Below are 17,780 nucleotides of genomic sequence, written 5' to 3'. Positions count from 1 at the left end.
GTCAAGATAAGGTTGATAACCATTACTAAAGATTACATCGCATTGTTACTCTTATCGTTTATCAAATATTTATGTAGGTTGGTATAATGGCGAGCTAGATATCTTTTTTTCTTGCATACCACCAAAGGTAATTCGTCATCTACTGACCAAAACAACCGGCATTATGCCGGTTGTTTATTAGAAGGGTGAATTAGATTACTGCTGCTTTCTTCTCAAAATAGCCACCAACATTAACCCAAACAACATAGACACAGGTACACTGGCACCACCACCAGAGTTACTATTTTCACCTGAGTCTTTATCATCGGTATCGTTATATGACAGGGTCACAACGATAGGATCATGATCAGAAGACGAGTAGATATTATCGGATTTTTCCAAATCCCCCGTATGCTCCCTGCTGTATTCAAATAAGTTACTCTCAGCCGCATTGATATGCCAAGCTTCAACCGCAGCCACCTTATCAACCAATGAGGGACTGGCAAGCGCATGGTCTAAACTACCCAACTCACCTTCAAAGCTATAGCTGTAATCCGTTTTGTGTTTCAGGTTCACCAAGCCATAACCTTTCTCAACCAGTTGACCTTCTTGCTCGTACACTTCACCACCAAGTGTTGTGTGTGAAGCCGTGAAGATTTTGCCACCGCGATCCGCATCATCAAATGAAGTCAGAGTCAGAATAGGATCTTCCATACCGTACGAGTTCAAATCCCCCGTTACCAATACGTCACCTTTGATATTCTGAACGGCTTCACCCAGTACTTTTGCTGCTGAAACTCTAAAGTTGTTACAGCTGCCCTGCACATCCTCATTATCAACGAAGATGACGTCATCTTCCCAACACGATGAGCCTTTAGACTTAAAGTGATTGACGATCACAGTTAGATCATCGGTCTCACCAGGAATATTAAAGGTTTGCATCATGGCATGGCGCTGGTAAGCACTCTTCACACCGCCGTTATCAAGTGGCGCGTGCTGCTCAGGAAGCATGATTTGTTGTGCCTGGTTTTTCGCCTTCACTTTGTCATGGCGGTAAATGATGCCAACAGTAATGGCGTCAGTACCGAAATATTCAACACCTTCAAAGCCAGGTACATCTTTAAACGTCAGATCAGATTTATGGACTTTTACAGCTCGGTAATGATCTTTCTTATCAGCCTGCGCATCGTTGATTGCATTAACCAAGGATTCAAGCGCACTGTTTTCATCAAAACCATTATTTTCCAGCTCCATTAGCGTGACAATATCGGCATCCATCGCCACTATCGCATTCACAAGTTTGGCTTGCTGAAGGACAAACTCCTCTTCAGAAGGCGCACCGCGATAACACTTATCACTCGGGCTTACTGTCGCCTCTGAACACATGTAGTTAGGGTTGCCAGATTCTGCAAATGATGTGAAATAGTTCAATACATTAAAGCCAGCAACCTTGAGGCCATCTTCTTCTGAAGTTAGAGGTTCATCGACCCTTTCGTTTTCAGGCAAGCGCAACAAATCACCGCTACCAATAGTATTAGTCGTGACTAAACGATATTCGCCGTAACTGTAGCCCACCATAGCGGTCAGGCCGGTGAGCTTATCGCCCATGCGAAGGTAGCCATCGACAGGGTTAAAGTTATCGAACCACGGCACTTCACCGTCTTTGGCTTTATAGTCAGATTCAAGATACACACGGCTGATGGCATTTTCAGCCGCTTGTTTTTTAGCCGCTTCAGTTTCTGCCGCATATAGATGGGTGGGGTTATACAAAGGAGTGTTAAGCGCCAACATCATGTTGTTACGGTATGACGCATAATCAAAGCTGAAATTACGGGTGATCACCAACGGGCTGTCAGCATCGAGTAAAACCTGCATACCTTCATGTCGCTCCAAGGCGGTATGCAGTTCTTCCCCGTCTTTAACCCGGAATCGTGTAGGTGCAGGAATTGGGTTATCGGTGCTCAGTACTTCAAAAGCACTATTTCGCACATCAAGCTGGGTATTGTCGTAATACTCTTTGACTGTTGCTTCGACACACACTTCCGCGCCCGGTTGGATATCCTTTGGTGCAGCGCCGCCGCCTAAATGGACAAAGACACCGTCAGAGGTATTTTCATTACCGTCGCCATGTGGGTCTTGTAGATAGAAGCCTTTGTACAAGCTTTCACCTCTGGCTGTGACTACCCCACTTACAAAGTATTTTTCAGGACTTTCAAAACTGCCTTCTGGTACTAATGGGCTTCGGTCACCATCACCTTGTACATCATAAATCGGTATCAGTTTATCAATGTCACAAACAAACGGGTTCGGTGGTGGGGTTGAACCATCGCAGGCGTCAAGGCCGCTGCAACCTAAACCGTCAAAGATATCTGTTGGGAAAGTAGTCCACTGCTGATCAACGTCAAAATCATTTTCAACGTCTGTTCTACCTGAGGTGATTGATGGGTCACGACGCAGTGTCACATCTTTGGCAAAATCTTCTCGCACACCTAGCTGGCCCAAGCTGTCAATCAGCACATCACCATCAAACAAAGCAACGACATCATCACCATTGAAGCTCAGACTGCCAGACGATTGATCACCGACATCCTTAATCTCTTGTGCAGCTGAACTGTGGTGAAGTACATAGCTATCACCACCGGCTAAATTAATGTCTTTCAGGTCAATAGTTGACCCAAATGAATTTGCACCATTCATTGCTAATCGAACACTATATTTTGAGAGGTTAATCCCAGAGTCCGATAAATTTGTGATCTCTACAGCTTTATTATTACTGGTTCCTTCAACATATTCCGTTATTAATAGCTGTGCAGATGCAGAAGATGACATTAAGGCCAGAGCAATAGCCCCAGCTAATGTGTTCATGCGTGTCATGTGTAAACTCCGATATAAGATAACCCTAATACGATTACGTAATCAGGCTATACAACTGATATAAATAAATGCTCAGTGAATAATTATTGAATAAAAATAAAGTTGAATTTAATTTGAACTTAATCTTTATGAGCAAGCCTATTCTTATATATCAGTGTTACAAATATCAATTTTAATGACGATGAAACGGGAGTTTTGTTCAACTTCTGACACAAGTGCACAGAGTTACATATGGATACAAATATCGCTCGCAAAAATGAACACAACCAATTGAAAAAAAGGACAATAAGTGCAGTGGAAAAATTGGCGATAGTCTCCTTTACAAAAATGGATCTCATATCATAATAGAAAACACGGGGTGACAGCGTAACATAATAAAGGGAAGCTATCTGACACCCATCATAATATATTGATGGGTAGTCATGATTAATAATGGTTGTGATTGATTTAGTTCGTCATCGTTTCAGCTATAATGCTTTCTCAATAGCATCGACCATTGCTAAATCTGTAGGGTTTGTTCTACTAGAGAATACCGCAACGACGTTACCTTTACGGTCGATAATATATTTATAAAAATTCCACTTAGGCGATATTCCCGATTGGTTTGATAACTCCTGAAAAACTGGGTTCGCTTTTTCTCCTTTTACATGCGTTCGCTCCATCATAGGAAAAGTCACGCCATAATCTAGATAGCAAACCTTAGCTGTATTTTCTTCACTGCCTCTGTCTTGATTAAAATCATTAGAAGGGAAACCAATAACGGAAAAGCCCTGATCTTTGTATTGCTGATAGACAGTTTCAAGTTGTTCATACTGAGGGGTAAAACCACATTGGCTAGCGGTATTAACAACGACTAACACCTGGCCGGCGAATTGCTCACACAACTGTACTGACTCTGTTGAGTTAAGTTTATTGAGTTGGTAATTCATCCAATCCCCACATTCTGCCGGTGTTTCCGCTTTGGCTTGAGCTGATGCCAATATCACGGCCAAAATACAAGTACCAATCATGCCTGCGGTTAATGTTAAACGATGTACCCGATCACTTTTTTGACTTTGAGATAGGTGAAGTGATGTAATCGACCATTGATCCTTGTCTTGGTGTTGATTCATGACTAACTCCTAATATCTATAAGGCAATAAAATTGCAGATGCAAAACATACATTTGTGTACGCATCTGCCCGATTAACTGATCACAAGTTGCTCGTAAATTAAGCATATACCGCCCTATCCCTTTAACCCTATCGCCTGCTCCATTACACTTGGCCTGTTAAAATCGCAGTATCACGCCGAAGGACAGCTCGAATGCCACAAGTAAACATTATTCCAAACCCTCAAATCGCCATCATCTTCAAAGGTTGGGCAGAAGACTGGGCCAAAGAAGGTCAGACAAACCAAAAGGACATGGCCAACAAGTTCCACACCGTATACCGAATTGCGGCTGACATGTTCATTAAAGGCGGTGAAGTCGATATGGAATTTCTAACGGCTTTGTTTGAAGACTGTAAGCAGAAGCTTGAAAATGCCCAAGCGATGAATGAAAAAGTAAAGCTGATGTTTAATAAAGACGATGAGCGCGCCGATGCGATCATCGCTAAAATTAACACCACAGCGCAAGACGCGGCGCATGTTGTTCGCTACCTTGGTCAGCTGCTAAAGCCTACCAACTAATACCAAGCCTAGCATTTTTGGAAAGGTGGACGAGATGACTGAATATTACTCCTTTAAAGCGCATCTCTCCACTTTACCAAAGCATGAATATGTTCCGGCCCAATACCGCAGCAGCCACCAATCGTCGTCGCACCAGCTTGATACCAGCGCTTAGCAAAGCCTACATAATCACTCGGGGAAAGCTCTCGTACTGCCTGTAAGGTGTCGTTAGCCTGATGATCAGACTTTATTGGCGTGAAATTATTGGCATAGGCGCCAATTTCTATATCCGCATTAAAACCATCAGTAACCGCTTTGGCCTCCTTAATCGCTTGCTCCATGACCTCAGGCACCGAGCAATTAAAGAAAATACCGGCTCCGCCCACTTCGCATACTCGTTTAGCAGCCTTACTGACAGGCTCACCGGACCTTAACCGACCCTCCCCTTCTGTATCATCAAGGGTGAAGGCGTAATAACATGGTTTATTCGTGTCACTCAGAACAGCTTGAATCACCTCAAACTCTTCAAGGCTAGAGATAGTTTCTGCGATCCAAACATCAACATACGGGTCTTGCACACAGAAAAGAGAAGTAAAAATACCGACGGCCTCAACGGGGTTGAAAAGATCCGGTCGATAACTCCCAAAAGCAGGTGGAATACAACCGGCTACACGTACTTCTCGATCGCTTTTTGCTACAGTAGACTGAGCGATAGCAGCGGCCTCACAAGCTAAACGTGGACCATCAGAGGCATACAGAGCTTCCCCTAAATGAAAAGGGACACAAGCATAACTATTAGCAATAATGATTTCAGCGCCGCTTTCAATAAAGCGCTGGTGCGCCTGACAGACATACTCAGGGGATTCAATAAGTGCCTGGGCACTCCATAAAGGTTGTGAAAACGGTGCGCCAATACGCTTGAGCTCACGCCCCATTCCACCGTCAAGTATGGTTACTTTCTTCATGATAGATCCTATACAACTTAACTACTGATTGTATTGAACCATAATGCCAACCAATTTTGTCCTGAAACTTTTCAGAATGAAAATAAAAAATCCGAGTACATCAAATATACTCGGATTCTGTTATCCCTTTGGGATAAATCAACATTTTATTATTTAGGATTTCAGCACATTAGTGGCTTACAGCGTAAGCTGCGTTAAGCTCATCGGCCAAACGGTAACCCGCCTGAGTCAGTCGCTGTTTAACCAATTCTGTTCCTTTCTGGTAATACACGTTTGATGGCTTTGAGTCTTTCTCGACGCTGTACCCAAAGTCAGCCAACGCATAGCTTTCCTTAAGCCACAGATCGACATTTGCTACCTTGCCTAGTTCCATATTGCCTTTCGGGAAATCCAGCTGAAGTGATGCAGCAAAATCATGAATATTATGAGTTTTATCTAGCATTCCCATACCGCTATCCCAAAGGTGGTGAAGATCTTTCTGCGGTACATCCAAGGTGTGCTTGTTAGCACCTAAGTCCGTTACACACGCATTGTCACTCAGGCTTTGAGAGATCGAGTGCATTGGTTGGTGTGAATCGCCAGCAACGTGACTCATAAACATCAAGCTCGCAGCCTGCGGATTTTGTTTGTAGTCTTCAAACAAGTAAGTCGCAACTAACTTGATATTAGGAGTATGAATAAAGTCACATTGGCTGGTTGCCGGATAAGCTTGGTTGATGTAATGCCAAGCACCTGTTTCTTTTTCATCCCACTGATTCAATGTCGAAGGGATTGTTTCGCCCATTTGTTGCCAAACCTGCTCAGCAGGCACCTTACGAATAAGATCGGGAACCATGGCTATTTTTGCAAACTGACTCGCGCCTTCAAAGCTGTCCATTTTCTGCTGAACATCTTCAGGCATCGACTGATAAGCCTTACCTGCAAGTTCATCCACTTGCACTTTTACCGCGTCATCCAAATTCTGATAAGCAATTTCCGCTACCGTGATGTGACCTTGGTAGTTCCACGCCAAAGCTGAAGTTGGAGCCAGTGCCAAGGCTGCCATTGCCGAGGTAGCAAGAGTGATTTTTTTCATAATCGACCATATTTACATTCTGTTACATTCGGCGCTAACTTTGCTCCTCCTCATAGCCATGGTCAAGGAAATATCCTTAATAAGCATTCAATTGAGCACGTAATCGATTAACCCATACAAAAACGTCTATTTATCATACAAAACGTTCTCAGCAGCATCAGCTAGGATTAATACCGACAATAAAAAATGATATTAGGCGGGACATGCAACTCGACAATTTCGATTTAAATTTACTCAAAGTATTGGTGGTTCTACTGCAAGAAAAGAACACTCGCAAGGCCGCAGAGCGTTTGGGGATCAGCCAGCCCGCCGTTAGCCGAGCATTAGTCAAAATTCGGAGCCATTTTGACGATCCACTGTTTATTCGCCAACCGCGAGGATTAAAACTTACGCCAAAAGCGCAAGGCTTAGAGAATGAACTTCCCAAGGCTCTCTCTTTGCTAGCCAGCACTTTACAAGGTGAGGATTTCAAGCCAAACGAATTAACCGGCATATTTCGCATTGCGTTGCACAGTTACCTCTCTGAAAGCCATGGTTACGCCCTGTTTGAAGCCATCACCCACGAGGCCCCAAACCTCGATATTGAAATTCATAATTACAGTTCAGCGACAGTCAACCAGTTAATCAACCAGGAACTTGATGCCGGGATCAGTTTCTACCCTATCGATGTGCCCAAAGCTCTCAGGCAAATCCCAATTGCAGCAACATTGGTTGGAGGGATTTGTAAAAGCAGCCATAAATTTGCAGATAGAAGCGTCCCTATTGCGTCCATACTAGACTACCCTATTACCGGTTTGATCTTGCCTGACCTGAATAATCAGTACATGCTAATCCAGCAATTGTTTCCAGAAGGAACAGTACTTCAACCCAAATTAAGAAGCCAATACCTAAGCAACGTCCTTCGATATATCAAAGAAAACAATGCGGTTTGCATCTGCCCCAAAACCTCGTTGGCAAGCTTATCTCCTGATGAATTTTCCTTCATTGAGTTTGCCGGTCTAGAGGACAAGCTAACCATGCAAATTTCCCTAACCTTCAACAATAACCAATTCCGTAGCGCCAAATACCTATGGTTGGAAGAACTGGTCAGGGGGGTATTCTCTGCTGATGAATGAATGAATGTGGGAGTAGACAGCCGGAAACGAAGAAGGGAAGCGCATTTTCTTTCTCTGCACTTCCCTCACCTTTAACCGGCATATTGTTTAGCCCATCAACTCGGTACTTGGAAACCAATGTGACCACACCATCCAGAATACACCGTTGTGCATTGGTATCTGCTCCAAGCGGCCAGACTCAGAATCTGTTTCACCCTTGAAGTTAATCTCATTAAATTCCACCCGTTGCCCGTCCTTTTCTAGACTGAAGAGACTTACTATGTCGTATTTTTCGCTATATACCAGCACATAAGGTTTTCCTGCCATTTCAAATTCATAGACTGGGTTTTTCTTGGCAAACTCATGGGTAAAGGCTATTTGCTCTCCTGCGTTATCAAAACCCCAAACCTGCTCTTTAGCATTTAATCGCTCATCGGCCATATCCAACGTTGGAAAAATGGCTCCTCGCTCAGGGTCAAACTGCTTCTTCATGGGCTTATCAAATGCTTTAACCAACACCTTATCCATCCAACGATCAAACGCGTATATAAACACCTCGGCATCTGGGTAGACTTCCTGGAATGCTTCCCAGGTCATCATAGTATTGGGGTATTGCTTGATATTGGAATCACCAAATTCCGTTTCCATCGTGATTTGCTGAATAAGATCCCCCGAGTTGCGATCGACCATTACCAAGTTGTTGTGGGTTTGAATAAGGATACCAAGGTCTGATTTTTCACCATGGCCAATGTCTTGACCGATAACAACAGGCAAATTGCTCAGGCCGCAGAATGTCATCGCCACCGCTTTCCCACCAATATTATCGCCAGCAATGTGCGGGATACCCAAGTGAGAACGCGGGTAGCCTCGTACTTCACCATTTATCTCGACGGCATAAATAATTTCTTCTTTGCGTAGCTGATTATTAGCTTCTGCAACCGTGACATAAACGGCATCCGTTTGCTGGGGAGGAAATAATAAACTCAATAAGAAATTAGCCGCAATCATGCATACAATAACGCCTTTGGTAGACCAGCGCATTGCACGGTTCGTCCACAGTCTTACTTTCGAATGCAGATACCAAAGGTAGCCCAGCATAGCTAAGTTCAGAGCCACAAAATATTCACTGTAGTGGTAGTACGCTACTGTCCAACTACGCGGCAGATTCAAGCTTTGGCCCGGCTCGGTCATAACTACTGCTGAGAAAATAGAAAAGAACGCCGTAACAACAGCAACAATATAAAAATGGATGTTACTTATCTTTCGAGAATCACTCATTTATCGCCTCCAACAGACTGAAGTGAAGTAATGAGCACATTCTAAAATAGATGAAAAAAGCAGCAATCACGCTACCTGTATCGCTGATATACCAGCTTTGGTATATCGGCGCAGAGTGTCTGGTGACAGGCACAAAAAAAGCGCTACCTGCGTAGCGCCTTCACAACGGTATGTTAACTGTTGAAGCAATTACTTAGATTGGCACAGCTTAACTGCATTGCCCAGTACATTCAGGCAAGTTAAGCGACCGACTCCACCCGGTACAGGTGTAATCGCCGCATCGGATAGATGGCCATCTTGGTGTTTAATATCACCCACCAGCTTGCCGTCAATACGGTTAATACCCACATCAATGATCAATTGACCTTCAATAAACTGAGTATTATCCAATGTACCGTGGTAACCAGTTGCAACCACAATAACATCGAACTTATTCCAATCAACCACCGCTAGATCTGATCGGCTGTTATAGCTCGACACCGTACTCTGGCGGTTAATCAGTTCAATCGCCAGAGGCTTACCAACAATGTTACTACGACCCAGAATAGCAACCTTCAAACCCGGGAAGCTAAACTCACCGCAATGTAGCTCGATAATATCAATCGCCGCTTGCACTGTGCATGGAAGCACTGGGTTTTGCCCTAATACCAATTGCCCGAGCGCTTCAGAACCAAACCCATCGACGTCAACAGCAGCCGGTAGATCTGGAGCTTCCAAACCGTTAGGTAAAGGCAATTGGAATAAGATCGGGTGATCGGTTTTCGCAGCCAAGCCATCAAGATCGGCCTGTGTTGTCCCGTCTTCTGGCAGGATAATGTGATGGCAAGGAAGCTCAAGCGCTTCAAACAGGCGAACCTTGTTTCTCACATAGACCTTACTAGCAGGATCATCACCGACAGTAACGATAGTCAGTTGAACCGGAACGCTGTCTGCATCTATTGTATCTTTAAGCTCAGCCAACTTGGCTTCATAAAGTGTATTAATTACTGCTTTCATATTACTTACTGCTTGTGACGAATCTCTTGTTTATAACCAACTGATTCTACTTCAACATTGAGATAGGACAATTAAAATGTGTTTGTTGTCACAAAATTGCCCTATCTCTACAGATTATGCAGTAACGGGGGTCACATCAACCGCTTCTTGTTCTTTAGCACGTAGCACTTTCGCTACGTGTACTTTCATCACAACAGAAATAGCCAGTGCCACTGTCAAGATGCCCACGAAGATATACATCGTCATGGTGTAGCTACCGGTAAGGTTGCGCACAAATGCAGCTAGAGATGAACCAGATAGACCAGCAAGCGCCCAAGCAGTAAGTACATAACCGTGGATAGCACCTAGCTGCTTGGTACCAAATAGGTCACCGATGTAAGCAGGTAGCGTAGAGAAACCGCCGCCGTAACACGTCATGATAACGAAGACTACAGCTTGGAATGCCAGTGCGTGAGAAAGCGATGGCAGCATAAAGAAGGCAGCAATCTGGATGACAAAGAACAGCATAAATGTATTTGGGCGTGTCAGATAATCAGAGGCTGCAGACCATAGCAGGCGACCAAGACCATTGAGAAGACCCATAACACCGACCATAGTTGCCGCTTCCATTGCCGTAAGGCCAGCAATTTCCTGAGCCATTGGAGATGCCGCAGAAATAATTGCGATACCACAAGTGATGTTAATGAAGATCATCACCCATAGGCCCCAGAACGTTGGCGTGCGTACTGCGTCATTGGCACTTGATTGGTTCAAGTCACCCGCAGGTTTCTTAGCAACAGCACCGTTTTCTTTAGTCTCTACCATAGAAGCTGGCTTCCAGCCTTCTGGCGGACGCTCTAGATAAAGCGATGCAGATAGCATAACAACAAAGTATGTTGCACCCATGATATAGAACGTAGAAGACAGACCCACAGCACTAATCAGTGCTTGAATAACTGGGCTTGCAATCATTGAAGCGAAACCAAAGCCCATAATTGCTAGACCAGTGGCTAGACCACGACGGTCAGGGAACCATTTGATGAGCGTCGATACCGGCGTGACATAGCCCATACCAAGACCGATACCTGCCAATACACCGTAGCTGAAATACAGCATGTATAAGCTTTCCATCGCAACAGCGACACCTGCGCCAGCAATACCTATACCGAAGAAAGTAGCAGCAATCATACCAGTAAAGCGTGGGCCTTTTTTCTCAACCACATGACCCATAACAGCTGCCGAAGCGCCAAGGAAGAAAATAGCGATACCAAAGGTCAGCGAGATCTGTTGTAAATCCCAGCCAAAAGCCTCATGAAGCGGATTGGAGAATACACTCCACGCATAAACTGAACCAATGGAAATATGAATACCTACCGCAGCGAGCGCAATTAGCCAGCGGTTTTTCACTTGTGCTGTTTTCATTTTTTGAGTTACCTAAATTCGAAGACAGCCATACCCTATATGAAATTAATTGTGAGAAAAATAATGACGAAATATCGCCAGCATTACTAAAAGTTAATGCTGAAATAAAGATTTTCAATGGCACACAAAATGAAATTAGGCGTTTTTTTAAGATTATAAAACATATAAAACAACACACCATAAGCTATTGATGAATTTAATATTTAATGGTTTTTTTATAATTTAACAGACTTCAAACAACTCGGTTAAACCGCAGTGTTAAATCGTCTACATCGACATAGTGCAATCTAACTTTCCATTCTTGGTAAGAAAAAGTTTGAAGAATGCACGTAAATTTGTCCAAATATTAATCAACAATACTTATTCATAAAAACATAAATTAAAGATAAATTGATAGTAAATTGACAATCCCCTGAAAAACGACCGCTATTTTGCTGGTTAAATGTATATACCCAACAGACTTCACGTACAGAGTTCAGAGACTCAGCAATGGGCTCAATGATGTTACTTGGGTATATACCTCCAATACGAAAAAACAAGCAAAATAATGAGGGCAACATGGATCAGGCAGAAGGTTTACGAAGCATTTTTCAGCGTCAACAATGTATTCAGAAAGTTCGTCACTACCACAAGCAAATCAGAGAGGCGGTAGCACATGGTAAAACCCAACAAGTCAGCCAATTATTAAACCGATTAGAAGCAGCACAACTTCAGCTAGAAGCAACCTATGACCAACCGTCTAATTGGGTACATTGATATTGGACGCATTGATACTGAACGGCTAGACATTGAAAGAAATGATATTACCAATTCACTTGTTAAGCTCACTTAGGTCTTAACTATAAATAGGGACAAAACTGTGCTCTTGTTCACCTTCCCTATTGATAGTTTCATATATGATGAGCCTCTTTACCCAATCAAGAGAATATATGATGGATCTCTTACTATTAAGTAATGGCAAAATTGCTGGCAACACTAAGGTGATGGAATTTGCCCTACCAGCGATCACAGACGTATTTACCCGTAAGCAAGTTAAAAATGTTTTGGTTATCCCTTACGCAGTGATCCGCAGTAGCCACGACGACCGTACCGCTATGGTTGCAGAGTCTCTAAGCCACCTTGATGTCAATGTTACCGGTCTTCACCGTGCAGAAGATCCTGTAGAAGCCATTCGCCAAGCAGATGCATTTGTTTGTAGCGGCGGTAACACTTGGGTATTGAATAAGACATTACATGACCTTGGCCTTATCGGCCCTATCCAACAGGCTGTTACTCAGCGTGGTATCCCTTATGTGGGTTGGAGTGCCGGTGCCGTGATCAGTGCGCCAACTATCCGCACAACCAATGACATGTGCATTGTTTCTGCTGCAATCACCCCTTCCCTAAGCTTTGTGCCATTCCAAATCAATGCTCATTACATTGATGCGACTATCGAAGGCCATATGGGTGAAACACGCGACGAGCGTATCGAAGAATTCCTCGTGGTAAACCCTCACCAATCTGTTATTGGTATCCCAGAAGGTTCATGGCTTGCCGTATCAGGCGACACCATGACCTATGAAGCTGCAAACGGAAAACCACTGCACTGGTTCAAGCTGAATCAAGAACGCAAAAAGATCCAAGCCGGTTCGGATGTCACCGAACTTATGGGCCTAGACGGCTAATCAATAGTCCCCCTCATTTATTGATAGCAATAAAAAAGCACAGCGAATTGGCTGTGCTTTTTAATATCTACCGCTTTATATACCAAACACCGTAGCCTTAGAAACATCCACTACATAATTACAGGCCAATAGATTGCGGCCAATAAGCAGCTTGTCGGACATCAGGCTTCTATCTTTTAGATTCGCTTCAACGCTGTAGTCGTGAGTGGCTAAGCTAAGGTCCAGCTTTACGCTATATCGCATTTCAGTGCCAAGGGAGTTTTGGATTTGACGAACATGGGTGATCTTCTTGCGCATGTGTACACTTTCACCCTGTTCATTGACTGTGATGAAATTAATCATTTTACCAATGTTGTCTTCTGCTTCGTTCGAGAAATCTTCTATCTCGATATTAGTAGCGTGAAGAGAGGTTCGGGTAGCCCCGGTATCAATCCGTGAGCGAAAATTCAAATTGGCTACTGGTAAGTAGAAGGTTTCTTTCTGCCCTATGACTCTTTTATTCGTCTCAATACCGCACGCTTGTGCAGCATCTCCTTGAACACGACCCTGAGTGTGTTCACTCGCCGATACGCCTGCCGATAACATGAGCGAAATGACGGATACTAATGCCCCTTTACTTCCTTGCATCTTCAACATGACAACTCCCTTTCATGTTATTCGTTCTAATATGACTTATACAAAAATCATTATTGCTAAGCCTACGAACATACTTGCAAAGTAAGTTGACAGCCTCAAGTAACAGCAAAAACCATTTACAATTTTCCACACACAAAAAACCGCTGTTATTGCTAACCGCGGTTTTGAATATAATGAAGGTTAAATTTTTATGAAGGCTGACTTTTCAGTTTCTCTTACTCTTCATCAAGCTTTACGAACAGCGTCGTTAAGACAAAAGAAAGTACAAACACACCACATACACCTAGCAGGGCCTGAATGAAGTTTTGCGTACCTGCTGACAAGTAAGCAGGCAGACTGAACACAGAAGACAAAATGTAGCTGGTTAGGTGGGTATCTAGGGTTACAGAGATTGCACCGAACACACCCGCCGCCAAGCTCGCCGTGAACATGGCTTTGGTATACTTAGTCAGAACACCAAACAAAGCAGGCTCTGTAATACCCAAGATTGCTGTTACACCTGAACCTGCAGTAATTGAAGACTGCTCTTTTGATACTGTTTTACGCTGCTTATACCAGATAGCCAGTGTTGCACCTGCAATCGCTAGGTTACCCAGACACATAATCGGCATTAGCAAATCTTTGCCGTACAGCGCGAAGTTGTTAAGGCTAATTGGCGTCATGCTGTGGTGGATACCAAACACGATGGTGATTGGACGAGTTAGACCGAAGACAAAGCCAGTCAGTGTTGGAGAAATCTCAAGCAGAGCGCTAACCACCCAACCCGCACCATTACTTAGCCACATGCCCAGAGGACCAACCGCCGACAAAGTCGCAGTCGCAGTTACCGCAAAGGCAAGCAGTGGAGTAAATACCGGTTTGGCAACCGTTGGGACAATGCTATCAACCAGCGGAGTGACTTTGGATAGGAGCCATACTGCAAGAATTGCCGGTATAATAGCGCCACCGTAGTTCATCAGTTCAATTGGCACCACACCCAATACTGTCAGCTCGGCTGCATCGCTGACGGCTTTAAGCGCAGCCGCTTTATCTGCAAGCTGAGGCGAAAGCATCGCCGCGGCAACAGCAAGAGCAATATACTCATTCACACGGAACATTTTCGCTGCCGAAAATGACACCAGCATTGGTAAGAAGAAGAAAACAGCGACTGAAATTGAGCGGAAGAAGTATACCGTGTCGGAAGTTTCAGAGATCACGTTGGTTGCGATAAGGCCTGACAGCAAGCCCATCAACATACCGGCACCGGCGATAGCAGGTACGACGGGGCCGAATATACCGGCTACGACACGCATCACATTTTGGAACAACTTACCGTCGCTCTTGTCCTTTGCCTTATCTTCATCACTTGCAACAGCAGCACCGCTGTTGTTCATAATAGCCTGAAGGGCCTTGTGCCACTTCTCAACATCGACACCAATGATAATTTGGATTTGGCCCTGTGCAAAGACAACGCCCTGAACGCCTTTAATCGCTTTCAGTGTCTCCTCTGACGCCAAAGATTGATCACTGATTTTCAATCTCAATCGAGTCATACAGTGTGTTGCATCAGTAATATTGCTGATACCACCCAATGCATCAATCATTTGCAATAACTTGTCTGTCATTGCGTTCTGCTTAGATGATGCAGATGTCTTTTTCCCAAAACCACCCATCGACTCACTAATTTGCATATTTAAATAACTCTCTTTAAGAAAAGAAATCTAGTGGAATAGCTACCGTTTGTAAAACGGTAATAAAACTGATCACTTATGACTTCATTTTATTTGAGTGAATAACTCGCCTTTGAATATCACGCCGTACGAATTTATTTTCTTTTTCTTCAAGCCCTGAGACAGTGCATCTACTTGCACACTAAAAAAACGATTCAACACCTGAAGTTCCCTTTGATGAAACAAATGATATAGAACCAAACCAAAAAACCAACGGACGAAACTGAGAGTTAAATCACGAAAATTAGGACGTTTAGGGCTAAAACAATTAATTTTCTATGATTGGTCTGTTTTTTAACGCCATTTTGCTAAGTTACCGTACCAATTAAATTTAATGAAAAAATAGGCTTGAAATACCCGTTTTCCAATTGGTATATATAAAAATAGATTCCGGCTCAGATGAGATTTTCATTGTGAAAAAAACACTAATCACAGATGTTGAATGCATTATTACAAAACCTGATCGTCATAATTTAATTACTGTTATCGTCCATACCGATCAAGGCGTTACAGGTTATGGCTGCGCCACGTTCCAGCAGCGTCCATTAGCCGTGAAAACCATGGTTGATGAGTATTTAAAACCGCTGCTTGTTGGCAAAGACGCTAATAACATTGAAGATTTGTGGCAAATGATGATGGTCAATGCCTATTGGCGCAATGGGCCTGTTATCAACAATGCCGTGTCAGGTATTGATATGGCCTTATGGGACATCAAAGCGAAGCTCGCTAAGATGCCATTGCATCAGTTATTTGGTGGTAAGTCTCGTGATGCTATTCCGGTCTATACCCATGCGACAAGCGACACAATGGAAGGGATCTACGATCTTGTTGATGGCTTCCTAGAACAAGGTTACAAACACATTCGGTGCCAGCTTGGTTTCTATGGTGGTGTGCCTGAGAACATTCACACCACAGTAAACCCTACCGAAGGCTCTTATTTCGACCAAGATCAGTACACTGAAAACACGCTGACAATGTTCAAATTACTGCGTGAGAAATATGGCAATCAGTTCCATATTCTGCATGATGTACATGAGCGTTTATTCCCAAATCAAGCGGTTCAATTTGCTAAAGAAGTCGAGCAGTACAAGCCTTATTTTATTGAAGATATTCTACCGCCAAGCCAAACCGAATGGTTGGATAACATTCGTAGCCAAACATCAGTTTCACTGGGCTTGGGCGAGCTGTTCAACAACCCAGAAGAGTGGAAAGCGCTGATCATCAACCGTCGAATTGACTTTATCCGTTGCCATGTTTCACAAATTGGTGGTATCACCCCTGCCCTCAAGCTGGGTCACCTATGCCAGACATTCGGCGTACGTCTCGCATGGCACTGTCCGCCAGACATGACCCCAATTGGCGCTGCAGTGAATACCCACATGAATGTTCACCTGCACAACGCCGCCATTCAGGAGCATGTGGAGTACAAAGAAAATACCCAACGTGTATTCCCCAATGCACAAGAGCCACGCAAAGGCTACCTGTATGCATCAGAAGCTGTCGGTATCGGGGTGGAAATGGATGTACAAGCAGCCGCTGATTTCCCAGTCACCTACCGCCCGCACGAGTGGACACAGAGCCGCTTGCCTGACGGTACAATTCACACGCCGTAAGCAAGACTAGAGGCTGAACATAATCAAAGAATAGCCGGTTATTTCTTAACGAAATAACCGGCTATTCTTTTTTTCCTCGAAACTTAATATTCTCGCGATTAAACGGAATAACATAAGTGCATTGATAATCAATATCGATGACCTCGCTAACAATAAACACCTCTCCGGTTGATAAAAAACCTCGGTTGGTAATTTTCATTGCCGCGATACCTTTTTTGCAGCCTAATAGCTCTGCTTCTTCTTTTGATACATTAATCGCTTTATAGCTGGTCAAATATCTGTCTATTTGAAGACCAAGATCCAGTGTGTGGTTTTGCAATGAGCTTTCGATAATATCATCATTCATTTTTGTAAACAGTTTTACAGGCAGCTTTGTACTTTCTAACTGTACAATTTTTCCATTCACTAAACGCAGTCGTTTAATACACCAGATATAATCATTTTCATCGGTCAAGAACGAGTTTTTATCGTGAGAGTCCGTCAGTTTTTTGTGCAAGCTCACTTTTTTATAGGACATCTCCTCGAAGCTATTTTCGGTAATCGAATTATAAACCAGAGGGTTATTAGTATTAGAATCTTTCACAAAGTGACCCGCACCTTGCCTAACAAACACAGCACCAATTGCCTCAAGCTTGTTAAGCGCCTTACGCACCGTAAAGCGAGATACCGAGTAACTTTCTGCCAATTCTCGCTCGGCAGGTAATTTATCGGTTATCACACCTTGGTAAATCTTGCTCAAAATATCCTGAACAACGAACTCAAATTTCTTCATAAATGAAATGGCTACTTATGGAAAGCGTTAAGACAACTTTTTCATATTTTATTCAAAGCCATTCGACTATTCAA

Annotated in this window: 15 protein-coding genes; 5 read left to right on the top strand and 10 right to left on the bottom strand. The window is 43.5% G+C overall.

All coding sequences use genetic code 11. The features are described 5' to 3' along the window. Positions 1 to 195 precede the first annotated feature (195 nt). Both ACVA58_RS20295 and ACVA58_RS20290 read right to left on the bottom strand, forming a co-directional pair. Positions 196 to 2,853, bottom strand: a complete 2,658-nt coding sequence (locus ACVA58_RS20295; RefSeq protein ID WP_446512183.1) for an ExeM/NucH family extracellular endonuclease — start codon at positions 2,851 to 2,853, stop codon at positions 196 to 198. Between the two features lie 467 nt (positions 2,854 to 3,320). Further along, positions 3,321 to 3,863: a glutathione peroxidase gene (locus ACVA58_RS20290; protein ID WP_446512204.1), complete on the bottom strand. Its 543-nt coding sequence runs from the start codon at positions 3,861 to 3,863 to the stop codon at positions 3,321 to 3,323. Positions 3,864 to 4,158: 295 nt separating this feature from the next. Between ACVA58_RS20290 and ACVA58_RS20285 the strand changes: the two genes are divergently transcribed. Further along, the gene (locus ACVA58_RS20285; RefSeq protein WP_446512182.1) at positions 4,159 to 4,524 is read left to right on the top strand and encodes a hypothetical protein; all 366 of its coding nucleotides are present in this window, start codon (positions 4,159 to 4,161) and stop codon (positions 4,522 to 4,524) included. 53 nt (positions 4,525 to 4,577) lie between these two features. Here the strand turns inward: ACVA58_RS20285 and ACVA58_RS20280 are convergent, their stop codons facing one another. Both ACVA58_RS20280 and ACVA58_RS20275 read right to left on the bottom strand, forming a co-directional pair. Continuing rightward, a complete protein-coding gene (locus tag ACVA58_RS20280) occupies positions 4,578 to 5,468 on the bottom strand; it encodes a homocysteine S-methyltransferase family protein (RefSeq protein ID WP_446512181.1) in 891 nt (296 codons plus the stop codon). Positions 5,469 to 5,637: 169 nt separating this feature from the next. Continuing rightward, positions 5,638 to 6,543 (bottom strand): S1/P1 nuclease, encoded by a 906-nt coding sequence (locus ACVA58_RS20275; protein ID WP_446512180.1) that lies wholly within the window; start codon positions 6,541 to 6,543, stop codon positions 5,638 to 5,640. A gap of 203 nt (positions 6,544 to 6,746) precedes the next feature. On the opposite strand from ACVA58_RS20275, the gene ACVA58_RS20270 reads away from it, so the two are divergent. Then, complete coding sequence (locus ACVA58_RS20270; protein WP_446512179.1) at positions 6,747 to 7,658, top strand: LysR family transcriptional regulator; 912 nt, start codon at positions 6,747 to 6,749, stop codon at positions 7,656 to 7,658. A gap of 87 nt (positions 7,659 to 7,745) precedes the next feature. On the opposite strand, the gene ACVA58_RS20265 is transcribed toward ACVA58_RS20270, so the two are convergent. The 3 genes from ACVA58_RS20265 to ACVA58_RS20255 all read right to left on the bottom strand — a co-directional run bounded on the left by ACVA58_RS20265 (position 7,746) and on the right by ACVA58_RS20255 (position 11,312). Continuing rightward, positions 7,746 to 8,915 (bottom strand): DUF3179 domain-containing (seleno)protein, encoded by a 1,170-nt coding sequence (locus ACVA58_RS20265; protein WP_446512178.1) that lies wholly within the window; start codon positions 8,913 to 8,915, stop codon positions 7,746 to 7,748. Positions 8,916 to 9,104: 189 nt separating this feature from the next. Next, on the bottom strand, positions 9,105 to 9,911 hold the full coding sequence (locus tag ACVA58_RS20260; protein WP_446512177.1) for a tetrahydrofolate dehydrogenase/cyclohydrolase catalytic domain-containing protein: 807 nt from the start codon (positions 9,909 to 9,911) through the stop codon (positions 9,105 to 9,107). Between the two features lie 114 nt (positions 9,912 to 10,025). Beyond that, on the bottom strand, positions 10,026 to 11,312 hold the full coding sequence (locus ACVA58_RS20255) for an L-lactate MFS transporter (RefSeq protein ID WP_446512176.1): 1,287 nt from the start codon (positions 11,310 to 11,312) through the stop codon (positions 10,026 to 10,028). 558 nt (positions 11,313 to 11,870) lie between these two features. On the opposite strand from ACVA58_RS20255, the gene ACVA58_RS20250 reads away from it, so the two are divergent. Beyond that, on the top strand, positions 11,871 to 12,068 hold the full coding sequence (locus ACVA58_RS20250) for a hypothetical protein (RefSeq protein WP_446512175.1): 198 nt from the start codon (positions 11,871 to 11,873) through the stop codon (positions 12,066 to 12,068). Positions 12,069 to 12,244: 176 nt separating this feature from the next. After that, positions 12,245 to 12,976: a dipeptidase PepE gene (pepE, locus tag ACVA58_RS20245; RefSeq protein WP_446512203.1), complete on the top strand. Its 732-nt coding sequence runs from the start codon at positions 12,245 to 12,247 to the stop codon at positions 12,974 to 12,976. 75 nt (positions 12,977 to 13,051) lie between these two features. Here pepE and ACVA58_RS20240 read toward each other — a convergent pair whose 3' ends face one another. Both ACVA58_RS20240 and ACVA58_RS20235 read right to left on the bottom strand, forming a co-directional pair. Beyond that, positions 13,052 to 13,612: a putative ATP-dependent zinc protease gene (locus ACVA58_RS20240; RefSeq protein WP_446512174.1), complete on the bottom strand. Its 561-nt coding sequence runs from the start codon at positions 13,610 to 13,612 to the stop codon at positions 13,052 to 13,054. 215 nt (positions 13,613 to 13,827) lie between these two features. Then, entirely contained in the window at positions 13,828 to 15,216 is a 1,389-nt protein-coding gene (locus ACVA58_RS20235; protein WP_446512173.1) for a PTS transporter subunit EIIC, read from the bottom strand. 518 nt (positions 15,217 to 15,734) lie between these two features. On the opposite strand from ACVA58_RS20235, the gene ACVA58_RS20230 reads away from it, so the two are divergent. Next, complete coding sequence (locus ACVA58_RS20230) at positions 15,735 to 16,934, top strand: enolase C-terminal domain-like protein (RefSeq protein ID WP_446512172.1); 1,200 nt, start codon at positions 15,735 to 15,737, stop codon at positions 16,932 to 16,934. 61 nt (positions 16,935 to 16,995) lie between these two features. Here ACVA58_RS20230 and ACVA58_RS20225 read toward each other — a convergent pair whose 3' ends face one another. Continuing rightward, complete coding sequence (locus ACVA58_RS20225; protein ID WP_446512171.1) at positions 16,996 to 17,706, bottom strand: GntR family transcriptional regulator; 711 nt, start codon at positions 17,704 to 17,706, stop codon at positions 16,996 to 16,998. Positions 17,707 to 17,780 lie beyond the last annotated feature (74 nt).

The organism is Photobacterium sp. DNB22_13_2, assembly GCF_052873915.1.
Note: the sequence above shows the minus strand (reverse complement) of the source record. Positions and strands in the feature narration are given on the sequence as shown.